The sequence below is a fragment of the Bilophila sp. genome (assembly GCF_057864385.1).
Genome location: NZ_DBMAFI010000006.1, coordinates 35,518 through 46,555, shown reverse-complemented (window position 1 = coordinate 46,555; position 11,038 = coordinate 35,518). Strand labels below are relative to the sequence as shown.

9 protein-coding genes and 1 tRNA gene are annotated in these 11,038 nt (G+C 58.0%); 5 read left to right on the top strand and 5 right to left on the bottom strand.

Annotation, left to right across the window (positions count from 1 at the left end; all coding sequences use genetic code 11):
• Nucleotides 1-349 precede the first annotated feature (349 nt).
• Both ACZM8Y_RS03130 and ACZM8Y_RS03125 read right to left on the bottom strand, forming a co-directional pair.
• On the bottom strand, nucleotides 350-1,513 hold the full coding sequence (locus ACZM8Y_RS03130) for an MFS transporter (protein WP_302551782.1): 1,164 nt from the start codon (nucleotides 1,511-1,513) through the stop codon (nucleotides 350-352).
• A gap of 609 nt (nucleotides 1,514-2,122) precedes the next feature.
• The gene (locus ACZM8Y_RS03125; RefSeq protein WP_337431403.1) at nucleotides 2,123-3,730 is read right to left on the bottom strand and encodes an amidohydrolase; all 1,608 of its coding nucleotides are present in this window, start codon (nucleotides 3,728-3,730) and stop codon (nucleotides 2,123-2,125) included.
• Nucleotides 3,731-3,791: 61 nt separating this feature from the next.
• Between ACZM8Y_RS03125 and ACZM8Y_RS03120 the strand changes: the two genes are divergently transcribed.
• Nucleotides 3,792-3,986, top strand: coding sequence for a hypothetical protein (locus ACZM8Y_RS03120; RefSeq protein WP_302551784.1), 195 nt, complete (start codon nucleotides 3,792-3,794; stop codon nucleotides 3,984-3,986).
• A gap of 5 nt (nucleotides 3,987-3,991) precedes the next feature.
• On the opposite strand, the gene ACZM8Y_RS03115 is transcribed toward ACZM8Y_RS03120, so the two are convergent.
• Nucleotides 3,992-5,371 (bottom strand): sodium/glutamate symporter, encoded by a 1,380-nt coding sequence (locus tag ACZM8Y_RS03115; RefSeq protein WP_482330526.1) that lies wholly within the window; start codon nucleotides 5,369-5,371, stop codon nucleotides 3,992-3,994.
• A gap of 296 nt (nucleotides 5,372-5,667) precedes the next feature.
• On the bottom strand, nucleotides 5,668-6,246 hold the full coding sequence (locus ACZM8Y_RS03110; protein ID WP_302551786.1) for a phosphoribosyltransferase family protein: 579 nt from the start codon (nucleotides 6,244-6,246) through the stop codon (nucleotides 5,668-5,670).
• A gap of 659 nt (nucleotides 6,247-6,905) precedes the next feature.
• On the opposite strand from ACZM8Y_RS03110, the gene ACZM8Y_RS03105 reads away from it, so the two are divergent.
• From ACZM8Y_RS03105 to ACZM8Y_RS03095, 3 genes are all read left to right on the top strand, one after another.
• Nucleotides 6,906-7,124 (top strand): hypothetical protein, encoded by a 219-nt coding sequence (locus ACZM8Y_RS03105; RefSeq protein WP_482330525.1) that lies wholly within the window; start codon nucleotides 6,906-6,908, stop codon nucleotides 7,122-7,124.
• A gap of 264 nt (nucleotides 7,125-7,388) precedes the next feature.
• Entirely contained in the window at nucleotides 7,389-7,547 is a 159-nt protein-coding gene (locus ACZM8Y_RS03100; RefSeq protein ID WP_482330532.1) for a type I restriction enzyme endonuclease domain-containing protein, read from the top strand.
• Nucleotides 7,548-7,661: 114 nt separating this feature from the next.
• Nucleotides 7,662-8,273: a hypothetical protein gene (locus ACZM8Y_RS03095; protein WP_482330524.1), complete on the top strand. Its 612-nt coding sequence runs from the start codon at nucleotides 7,662-7,664 to the stop codon at nucleotides 8,271-8,273.
• A 1,037-nt stretch (nucleotides 8,274-9,310) separates the two neighbouring features.
• On the opposite strand, the gene ACZM8Y_RS03090 is transcribed toward ACZM8Y_RS03095, so the two are convergent.
• Nucleotides 9,311-9,395 (bottom strand) — tRNA-Leu (locus tag ACZM8Y_RS03090).
• Between the two features lie 665 nt (nucleotides 9,396-10,060).
• Between ACZM8Y_RS03090 and ACZM8Y_RS03085 the strand changes: the two genes are divergently transcribed.
• Entirely contained in the window at nucleotides 10,061-10,978 is a 918-nt protein-coding gene (locus ACZM8Y_RS03085) for a LysR family transcriptional regulator (RefSeq protein ID WP_302551790.1), read from the top strand.
• The last annotated feature ends 60 nt before the right edge of the window (nucleotides 10,979-11,038 follow it).

Below are 11,038 nucleotides of genomic sequence, written 5' to 3'. Positions count from 1 at the left end.
AAGGGAAACGCTCGCCAAGGAGTCACGGACGGGGCGATGGTTCCGCGCAGGCTGGAAAAGCCTCACGCATATGGGTGGGGAGGGGCTAAGGTGCGGATGGAGGACAGCTCCGGGGTGAAACCTCCGTTCATGTGCGCGAGGAAGATGCCTGCCTCCCCCCGTTTGATGCGCTCCGGGAAAACTCATTCATGCAAATGAGATATAAAGGGCAAAAGGCCGCCGTTTGGGAGGGGGAAAACCGCTGCCATCCCAAACGGGGCGTTTCCCTTTCCGTGGAACGGGGAACGGTTCAGCCGGGTTCCTTTCGGTTCCCGGCCCTGAGTTCCCTTTCCGGGGAGAGCCGGACGGTTCAGTTCCGCCGCAGGAACCGCGCCAGCACAGCGGTCATGAGCCCGAACACGGCAATGAGAGCAAAGGAATGGCGCAGGCTCGACGCGTGGGCGATGAAGCCGATGACCGGCGGGCAGAGCAGGAAGCCGAGGAACCCGATGGTTGAAACCACGGCCAGCGCCACGCTCGGATGCATGATCTGGGATTTTCCGGCCATGCTGTAGCAGACCGGCACCACCGAAGCCGTGCCGAAGCCCACCAGCGCGAGGCCGAACGTCGCCGTGGCCACATGGGGCAGGAGGACGGCGATCAGCAGCCCGGAGGCGATGAGCGCGCCGCTGACCTGCAGGATGCGGATGACCCCGAACCGGGTCACAAGCCCGTCCGCCATGAACCTGCCGCAGACCATCGTGCACATATATGAGATGTAGCCGAGCCGGATGAGTTCCGGCGAGGGCTTGATGATCGCTTCGTAATATACGGCGCTCCAGTCATACATGGTTCCTTCGCTCGCCATGCAGCCGAAAGCGATCAGCCCAAGCAGGACGACATAGGGATCGATTTTGCCCTTGGGCCGTTTGTGTCCGGGCGTCGTACTGCGTGCCATGTCGCGCGGCAGGGTGAGCCGGAACATGATAGCCACGATGCCCAGGCAGACGGCGAAGATAAAGCAGAAATGCACACGGGGGCTGACGGAGAACGCCGCAAGCAGCGCACCGATGATCCCGCCGACGAACCCGGCGAGGCTCCACAGGCCGTGGAAGGCGGCCATGATGCTGCGGCGGTAGAGGCGTTCGACGCCGACGGCCTGCGTATTCACCGAGATATTGTGCAGGTTGGCCGCGACGCCGAAGAACACCAGCATGGCGAAGAGCTGCCACGTTTCGCTGATGAAGCCGAGGGCCATGAGGGTTCCCGAATAGAGCAGGGCCGCGAGGAGCAGCATCCTGTGGCTTCCGAAGCGGCTGACCAGATAGCCGGACAGGGCCATCGCCGACATCTGCCCCACGGGGATGGCGAACAGGACGCCGCCAAGCTGCGCCTCGTTGAGATCGAGGGCCTGCTTGATGTCGGGGATACGGCTGGCCCAACTGGCGAAGACCAGCCCTTGGAGGAAAAAGAAGCTTGCCACGGCGAGCCGGTAGAAACTCTTGGGAGACTGGAATAATGGAATCAATGACATGGGCGTTTCCTTTTGAGGGAGGATTTCCTATCCCAAAGGGGGCGGCTCGTCCAGTTTCTTTTTGGTGACGGAAAAAGGCAAAGCTCAGAGGGGATTGGGGTGGGCAAGGGCGCGGGTAAGAGGCTTCCGATTTCAAGGGGTACATCCCGTACACGGCAAGGGCCCCACAGATAAGGGCCTCGCGGGGAAGGGGCTTCCTTTGCCGGACAGAAGGCGACAGCATGTTGGAAATGAAAAATATCAGAAGCCATCTGGCTGGGAAAACATGATATATTCTTTAAAGGCAAGAGATACGGCGGTGCATTTCTACAGAGTGGCAATGGCTTTTTAGGGAAAACGCCCTGAATGGGTTAGGCATGAGGCTTGTATCCGGGGGATACTTTTTTTAGGTTATGTCGTCATGTTATATGTAATTATTTGAAATTATTTAAAAATATTTTTTGTGGCTTTAAAGAATATTAAATAATTTCAATATGTTATGTATAGTATGACAACACAGCCTGAGAAGCACGAATACGGAGCCGTGCAGTGCGTGCCGCTCAGGGGCCGAAAAAAGGCCGGCGTTCCTCCATGTGGGAACGCCGGCCTTGGCTACGGAGAAGAAAGGGATCAGAGCGTGAAGACGGTATTCCCGCCGACGACGGTTTCAAGCACGCGGATGTCGCGCAGGGCTTCGGGCGCGCACTCCAGCGGGTTGGTATCGAGCAGGATGAAGTCGGCGAATTTGCCCGGCTCCAGCGAGCCCCGATCCTTTTCCTCGAAATGCTGCCACGCGGCGTTGATGGTGTGGGCGCGCAGGGCTTCCCGCACGGAGATGCGCTGTTCGGGGCCGAGAACTTTTCCCGATGAGGTGAGGCGGTTCACGCAGGCCCATATGGACAGGAAGGGCTTGACCGGAGTGATCGGCGTGTCGCAGTGCGACGTGCAGACGTAGCCGCGATCGATGGCCGAACGGATGGGGTTCATGCGCGCGGCGCGTTCGGGCCCGAGGAAGATGTCGCGGTGCCGGTCGCCCCAGTAGTAGACGTGGGGTACGAAGAACGTGGGCGTGAAGCCCGCCTTGCCGAGTCGGTCCAGTTGATCGTCCCGGATGGTCTGGGCGTGGATCAGGATGTGGCGGCAGCCTTCACGGGGGTACTTGGCCTGTGCTGCTTCAAGGGCATCCAGCGCGTCGTCCATAGCCCCGTCGCCGTTTGCGTGGATGAGGAACTGCCCGTTCCGGTGCGCCTCCTCGACGATGGCGAACAGCTCCTCACGAGAATAGGCGGGGTAGCCCTTGTAATTGGGATCGCCCTTGAACGGGGTATGGTAGGGCTTGGACAGGAAGGCGGTGAAGCCTTGCAACGAGCCGTCGCTCATGATTTTCACGCCGCCGGTGGTTATCTGGCCCTCAAAGTGCAGGCGCGGATCGTTCCTGTCCAGATAGTAGTAGGGGTTGATGTGCGCGCGGACGGCGAGCAGCCCCCGCTCGCAGGTTTCCCGCAGGGCCTCGGCGCTGTCGTAGTCGAGCACGCCCGCGTCCAGCGCGGTGGTGATGCCGCGCGCCGCATAGACCTCCCGCGATGTCCTGGCGATGTTCTGCACCTGATGTTCGCGGGAAAACACGGGCAGGCGCGGCGAAACCAGATCGAACAGGGCGCGTTCCTCGACCACGCCGTGCAGCGAGCCGTCGGCCTCGCGGCGGATGACCCCGCCCTCTGGATCAGGCGTGTCTCGGTCGATGCCCAGCGCGGCGAACCCGGCGCTGTTCAGCGTCCCGAAGTGGATGGAAATGTGCTGCACGAGGATGGGGTGTTCGGTGCTGACGGAATCAAGCTCCGTACGGGTGGGGAAACGTTTTTCCTCCATTAGCGTGTCGTCGAAGCCGTAGGCCAGGATCCATTCCCCGGCGGGCGTCTTCGCGGCGCGTTCGCGCAGCCGGGAGAGGCAGTCCTCAAGCGTGCGGCAGGTGCCGATGGGCGGGGAGTTGAGGTCTTCCCAGTCCAGCATCGACGCCGTGAGCAGGATATGCCCGTGCGCGTCGTAAAAGCCGGGCATGACGGTTTTCCCTTCCATATCGCGGCGGATTGTGTCCGGGCCGACGAAGGGGGCGAGGTCTTCGAGGGTGCCCACGGCGAGGATGCGATCCCCGTCGAGCGCGATGGCCGAGGCCACGGTATCGTGAGCATCCAGCGTCAGGATGACGGCGTTGAACAGCAGTTGGCTGGCATAAGGCATAGGCGGACTCCTTGGCGGATCATACGGTTGGTCCGGGGCACATGACGCTCGTGGCGATGCCGTGAGCGCCGTTGGAGCGGGCCGGACGGGCAAGATGTTCGGACGGTTCCGGCCCCGGCGTTCGCGGAGCGGAACGGCGCTTGGCGGGAACGGAGCGGAACGCGGGAGCGGGGAGAGGTTCCCCGTCGGGGCCGCGCCGCCGCACCCCCGCCGGGCCGCTTCCGAAACGGCCTGCGGCCCGGAAGCGGCCCGGTGATGCGGCTAGAGTGCCGGCTTTCGTATCAGCTTGAGGAAGTACATGATGATGGGGATGCCGATGGCTATGCCCAAGAAAATCCATGCGAGGGGGAAGCCCTCGCGTGGCGCGAAGGGCATGGACAGCGTGACCGTCGTGTCGAAAATGAACAGCAGGCAGACGTTCATGGCGCCGATTTCCACAGCCACGGGCGTACGGAATTCCGGATCGGCGATGCGCAGGAGCAGCAGGCCTGATGCGGCCGTTCCCGTGCAGTAGCCGAACAGGGCGAGGCAGCGCTCAAAGCCGTATTCGGGGGAGCGGCGTCCGAACCACAGGCACAGGGCGAGGGTAATGACGGTGGCTACGATGATCGACAGCCCGAAGGGCATGAGGATGTCCTGAAGGGTGCTGAACTGGATGCCCATGAACACGGAACAGATCATGAAGTCCACCGTCATGTTGGTGATGCGGTGGCAGGTTTCGTTGTCGAGCAGGGTGTTGATGCGGCGGGCCTTCATGAACTTGCGCACGCCCATCGCCACGAGCATGCCCCAGAAGAACAGCATGCCGAAGCCGAGCCCCCTGAGGGCCTGCGGCGCATACAGTGTCCATGCCACGGCCACAAGGTAGGCGAGGCCGTAGGTGGCGGCCATGAGGCCCATGTGGAACCCGAACGAGTCGATGTTCGCGGGGTGCGTGGTGCTGAAGGCGCAGGACGGGTTGTCGCCCTCGTCGCGCAGGCCGCGCAGCAGGCAGCGGGGCAGGCCCTTGCCGTCCTCGCAGGCGGCCCAGCCCTTCTTGAGCCCGTACAGGGCCAGCGGTACGCCCACCAGACCGGCGACGAGGAAGCCAACGGCGGCGAAGGCCAGCCCCGTGTTGATGGCGTTGGCGGTCTTGTAGGTGTTTTCCCAGATGCTGGCGTAGGCCAGCGTCTGGCCCGGCCCTTGCGTGAAGCCCGCGCCGAGCAGGTAGCCGTTGACGGTTTCAAACTGCCCGCCGAAGAGGTTGGCCCAGGCGGCGAAGATGCCCTTGCCGAGCAGGGCTTGGATGCAGAACATCATGGTGAACAGCAGCGCGATCCACAGAGCCCCGCGCAGGACGACCTTGCTGTTGTCCGTCTTTTGGGCGGATTCAAGGAAACCGATGCCGACGAAGCCGAAGGCGAATAAATGGAAGGTGAGCGTGCCGAACGGGGCCTGATCGATCGCCTTCCAGCCTTCCGTGGTCGGTACGCCGAGCCATCCGGCGTTGATGAGCACGAAGCCGATGAGCCCGCCGATCAGGGAAGCGGGAAACAGTATCCGTTGGAGAAACGGAACCTTCGCCCGGAGGTAGGTTCCGAGCATGAGCAGGATGCCGATCCAGATGAAGGCCACGATGGACGGAAAAAACGATGCTTCCATAAAAACTCCTCTCCCTAGTATTGTGCGGTTCGGCGGCCGTAAACGGCGTTGAACCCCGGCGGCGTCCGTATGGTCCCCTCATCGGGACGCCGTCGGCGGATTGTTCACTAAAAGAACGCGATACGCAAGCACGGCGGCGGAAAAACACGGTTCCCCGGATCGGGGGCTCCCGATGCCCGGCGGTACGTCGGAAAAGGGGAAAGGGCGGCGGCACGCGGGAAAACGCCGGGGCGGGGAGTATGCGGACGAGAAAAGGCGGCGGGGAGCGATCCGTTCTCCCGCCGCCGTGCGGAAGGCTATTTGAGCGATTCGATCGGCGTATAGGTGCCGTCGGGGTTGGGCCGGAATACGTAATGCTCTTTCAGGTAGATGATGTCGGTGCGGTGGACGGATTCCAGCTCGGCGAGGATGGCCGCACGGGCCACGATGTTGGCCCCGGCCGACTTGGCCAGCGTTTCCAGTGCCTCAAGGGATTCGCCGGTGGCGATCACGTCGTCGATGAGGGCCACGCGTTTGCCCTTGAGCTTTTCAGCTTCGCAGCCGTCCAGCCAGAGGTGCTGTTCCTTCTGGGTGGTGACGGAACGGACGGAGTGGGAAACGGGGTTCTGCATGTAGGGCTTGCGGCTTTTTCTGGCGACGACGAAGTCCTTCATGCCCATCAGGCGGCTGAGTTCGTAGGTGAGGCAGATGCCTTTGGCTTCTGCGGTCATGAGTACGTCCACTTCGGGGAGGCGCTTCAGAAGCTCTGGGGCCACGGTTCGGATCAGTTCGGTGTCCGAGAGCACCACAAAGCTGGCCAGCGCCAGATTTTCACCCACCTGCACATACGGCAGTTTCCTTTTCAACCCCATGATTTCAAAATCAAAAAATTTCATCTCTCCTCCGAGCGAGTACGGGTGCGGGCCCGATGGTTTCAAAAAAGCGGCGTGCGCCTTTCCAACCTATGATTTTTTCCCGCTTCGGGCAAGAATCATGCCCCGCCGCCCCTTCCCCCGGATCGGAAGCCGCCCCGTAAGGGCGGGGGCGCTGCGCCGGGAGCGTTTCCGTATGCCGTCAAGCACATAAAAGGCCAGCGAAATCAAGATGCACGGCAAGACGGCAGGCTCTCGGCGGAAAGCGTTTCGCGGTACTGGCCGCCTGCGGATTTCAAGCGTCCTCAGGATGATGTTTTATTGCTGCCTGTAGTCGGCATCATTTTTAGGATGGATGTTTTGGGGAACAGTTATCGGGCCCTGTCATAGATGCGGGTGTTTTATCTCCACAGCATGGTGAGAAAATACGGCCCCTTTCTCCAGCCGTCCGTCGGCGGAGCCCATACCTGAGGCATATTGTCGGTTACTCCCTTGGAATTTCAGGAAAGAAAGCATCAGCCATTTCTTATGGCACGGCCTTCATTTTCCTATTTCCCTCCCAGCCTGTTCCTGCGGCACGCGCTTATGTGAGGGGCATTGAGGTCGCCCCGGATGCCGCCCGACGGGGGTTGTCTCAGGAACAACGTATTTTTCCCCTTTTCTTGCCAGCTTGAGGTGTTGGAATGCGGGAAGAGGCAGCGTTTTTTCAGGCCACCAGTACCGCGTTGGCCGGGAGCCGCACCTGTTCGGACAAAAGCAGGGAAGAGCGCGACTTCACCATCCAGCAGATCGTCATCCGCACCGCTGTCTCAATCGAATTCGGGGATACCCTTAAGGCGGTGGGAATGACAAGAACTGTCATTTCGGTTCGTTCCGACGAATTGGGGGAGGAGGCCCGTTAACCGCGCCAGAAGAATTTGGATCTGGAATCGTTATGAAAGATTCTGGATAACGGCATCCGCATCCAGAAGCGGGCTTTTTCCGATCGTTCGTAAGGCTTGGCGGCGCGGCACCATTCCAAGGCGTTGCCTGCCGCTGGATTCATACAAGAATTCATTGAAATTGCAGCCGATATCAGAAGGCCGAAGAGCGGGGAGAGGTGTCTGGGCTGATGGAAGACGAGATCATGTTTTATGATGCTCTGGCGGAAAATTTCCGTATAGGTGATGGGGAGCGATGGCCTTAGGGAGAACAGCCCACGAACGTTTGATAGGCTGAAGGCCAATGTTTCCGTGGATTGGGCGCATCGGGCCGCACGGGCACATCTGCGCGCACTGGTCAAGAGAACTGTGCGGAGGTATGTTATCCCCGGAGTTACAGGATAGTGCGGTGCAGGCGGTACTGCAAACGCGGAAACGTTTGTGGAGGATGGGCGGCTCAACTTCGGCAGCCTGCCTTGTAACGAGAACATTTCACTGCGCATAATGAGGGCGGAAAATATGGTGCAACTCCCGGCTATACAGGCCACACGCAAGAGCGGCAAAGAATGTTTTCAGGGGATGGACGGCGGACATACCCTTCAGGATTTCTGGGCGTGGGCCTTTTCGGATCTGATCAGCAATACGGAACGCGGCAAGCTGGCGGAATACATCGTCGCGACGGCGATGGGCTGTGATGGGGGAACCAGCCCCACATGGGGAAGTTTTGATCTCCTTTCGCCTGAGGGCATCAAAATCGAGGTCAAGGCATCGGCCTACATCCAGTCATGGGAACAAAAAGGTTTTTCCAGAATAGGATTCAGTATTGCCGAAAGCCTGTACTGGGATGGCCTTGCCTATGCCAAGGAGAAGAAGCGTCAGGCTGACGTTTATGTGTTTTGCGTGCTCAAGCATAAGGAACAGGATACCATCAATCCGCTCGATTTGGAGCAATGGGATTTTTACCCCGTCTCCACAGCTATCCTGAATGAGACTGTAAAAGGGCAAAAAACGATTTGTCTGGCACGGGTTGCCGAGCTGTGCGGCAGGGGGCCATGCACCTACCAGAGGTTGAAAGAAACTGTGATTGAAGTGTGGCAGAGCGGCGGCACACCGGCACGAACGGGCGCATAAAGGATAATATAGAAGGCAGTGTTATAGAAAATGGTTGATGCTTTTTTCTTGAAACTCCAAGGGGATAACCGAAAAAATGTCTTAGCCGTGGATCCCGCCGAGGGGAAAACCGGAGAAAAAGGCTGTATTTTTCACCGCACTGTGGAGATGAAACAACCACATACTATAACAGAGCGATATAAAAAGGCTGTATTATAAGGAAATGGTTGATGCCTTGTTTTTTGAAATTCCAAAGGAATAACCAACAACCTGACTCAGGCATGGAGTCCGCCAGCGAAAAAGTTGGAGAAAAAGGCCGTATTCCCATCATACTGTGGATGTGAAAGAAGTACATCGGAGATGAAGCAATCACATCTTATGGCAGAGCCAAAATATATATTGGGCAGGCATGATATATTCTGCCGTATGAGTCTTTGCCTCAACAGCAGGGAAATAACATTTGGTGTAACTGCCGATAGCCCTTTTTCTGTCTGAAGATTAAGATGGTCAATATTTGAGCTGTGATTGCAATATTCACCATAGGGGAGAGTAGCAATGCCCAAGATGGTCAGGGAAGGGCGTTCGGAAAATCTTGCATATCTTATTTTGGCATAGCCCGGAGTAGGCCGTTGAGCCGCAGTCTGAGCGCTTCGTAATCCATAACATCCCTACCATCTGAGTGGGCGCTCGGAGCAGCCGTTGGGCTAGCTTCTTGGCCCACTGAGGTATGGCGTTTGGGGGCTCAGGCGGAGTTCCGTCTTGCCTTGTTTGCGGTATCGTTCTGGGATTACGTATCGAAAAGAGAAAAGTTGTCCACGCCTGTACAGGTACGAGGGATAAGTTGTCTTGCGTGGCATGCGGATTCGTAGGCGGAGAGAGCCCTTTTTAAGCGTCTTACAAAGCATGGGGCTCCTGCCGATTTTTGGCGTGAATGACCCAGCACTTTGGCACCGTTTGGCACGCTTCAGCCCAAATGGGGCTTTTCCGTCCCTTCCGGCAACAGCTCGAAACAAAAAAGAAAAGCCGTTGCACTATGTTACTGCAACAGCTTTGAAAAGTGGTGCCGAGGGCGGGACTCGAACCCGCACAGGAATTCCCACTACCACCTCAAGATAGCGTGTCTACCAATTCCACCACCTCGGCGCGAAAAGAGGTATATGCAAAACAGAGACGGCTTGCAAGCTTTTTTTTTGCGATCCGGTGAAATTTTTTGGCTCTGTCATAGTCTGTGGTTGTTTTGTCTTCACAATATAGTGAAAATACAACCTTTTTATCCTGTTTTCCCCTTGGTGGGAGCCACGTCTAAGGCATTTTGCCGGTTATTCCTTTGGAACTTCAAGGAAAAACATCAGCCGTTTTCTATGGCACAGCCAATTTTTTCTGCCCGCATCAGGGCCCGGCCTGTTTCCTATAGCCTGAGAAAAGGGGTAGGCTATATGGTTGTTATGGATGGATCGAGTTGGGAGGGGCCGTACCCTTATGGGAAAGGGGAGGAGAAATCGGTTTGTTTCGGCAATCGGTTTTCTAGGTTGTGCCGTTATTTTTGCGTGTAGCTATTTAAGATTATTAAAAATAATATTTTTGCGGCTTAAAAAAATAGTTAAATAGTTTCAATAGATTATATTGATTGACGATACGACCTAGGGGCCGCAGAACCCCGCGTTTAGGGACGCCGCTTTGATCCGCACGGCAGGGAAGGGCGGGCCGCGGCGGAACGACGCGCTTTTCCTCCAAGCTCTCGAAAAGGGTTGCCCTGCCGGGCTGTTGCATGTCAATGCAGGAAGAACCGGCTGGACAGGATGGTGGGTATGAACATTTCGTTTGAATACTACAAGGTCTTTTATCAGGTGGCGCAGCTTGGGAGCATTACCCTTGCGGCTAAGGCGTTGTTCCTTTCGCAACCGGCGGTGAGCAAGTGCATACGGCAGCTTGAAAAGCTGCTCGGCTGCGCGCTGTTTTATCGGATGCACAAAGGGATGCGGCTCACGCCTGAGGGGGAAGTGCTCTATCAGCACGTCGCGCAGGCTTGCGAGCAGATTGCCATCGGGGAAAAGAAGATTCAGGCCATGCTGCATCTGGACTGGGGAAGCATCCATATCGGTTCCTCCGATATGATCATGCATGCCTTCCTGCTTCCGTATCTGGAGCGGTTCCATAAGGACTATCCCAAGGTTCGCATCAGCACCATCACGGCATCGACGCCCGAAACGATTGCTTCGCTGCGGGCCCGCCGGATCGATCTGGGCGTCGTGTTTTTGCCGGTGGAAGAAAACGACGATCTGGACATAATCCCCGTTTGCACGGTTCAGGATACGTTTGTCGCGGGCAATACGTTCCGCCATCTGGAAGGATCCGTCCTTTCACTGGATGAGGTTGCCAAGCTCCCTCTTGTGTGCCCGGAAAAGGGAACCAGCACCCGGGCGTATCTGGATGCGTTTTTCCAATCGCACGGCGTAGTGCTTGATCCGGAATGTGAGCTGGCGACGACGGTGCTGATCGTGCCTTTTGCGGAGCGGGGGCTTGGAGTGGGCATAACCGTGCGGCGATTTGCGGAGGAGAGCCTCAGGGCGGGAAGCGTCTTTGAGCTACAAACAACGCAAAAGATACCGGAGCGGGCCATTGCGGTAGTGACCAGAAAGCGAAGCCAGATTTCACACGCGGGCCATGCCTTCATAGGCTGCCTGACCGGAAGGGAAGCTGAAGAGGGCGGGGGCGAGCGGCCTTAGGGCGTGTTCACGCTATGCCGGGTTTTCCAATGGCTGAAGCGGGTTGGAAGGAACATTCAG

What these genes read in the sequence shown, in the direction of transcription:
- ACZM8Y_RS03110 (WP_302551786.1), bottom strand. Translation starts at nt 6,246, where the DNA reads ATGAAATTTTTTGATTTTGAAATCATGGGGTTGAAAAGGAAACTGCCG.
- ACZM8Y_RS03125 (WP_337431403.1), bottom strand. Translation starts at nt 3,730, where the DNA reads ATGCCTTATGCCAGCCAACTGCTGTTCAACGCCGTCATCCTGACGCTG.
- ACZM8Y_RS03105 (WP_482330525.1), top strand. Translation starts at nt 6,906, where the DNA reads ATGCGGGAAGAGGCAGCGTTTTTTCAGGCCACCAGTACCGCGTTGGCC.
- ACZM8Y_RS03115 (WP_482330526.1), bottom strand. Translation starts at nt 5,371, where the DNA reads ATGGAAGCATCGTTTTTTCCGTCCATCGTGGCCTTCATCTGGATCGGC.
- ACZM8Y_RS03100 (WP_482330532.1), top strand. Translation starts at nt 7,389, where the DNA reads ATGGGGAGCGATGGCCTTAGGGAGAACAGCCCACGAACGTTTGATAGG.
- ACZM8Y_RS03085 (WP_302551790.1), top strand. Translation starts at nt 10,061, where the DNA reads ATGAACATTTCGTTTGAATACTACAAGGTCTTTTATCAGGTGGCGCAG.
- ACZM8Y_RS03130 (WP_302551782.1), bottom strand. Translation starts at nt 1,513, where the DNA reads ATGTCATTGATTCCATTATTCCAGTCTCCCAAGAGTTTCTACCGGCTC.
- ACZM8Y_RS03095 (WP_482330524.1), top strand. Translation starts at nt 7,662, where the DNA reads ATGGTGCAACTCCCGGCTATACAGGCCACACGCAAGAGCGGCAAAGAA.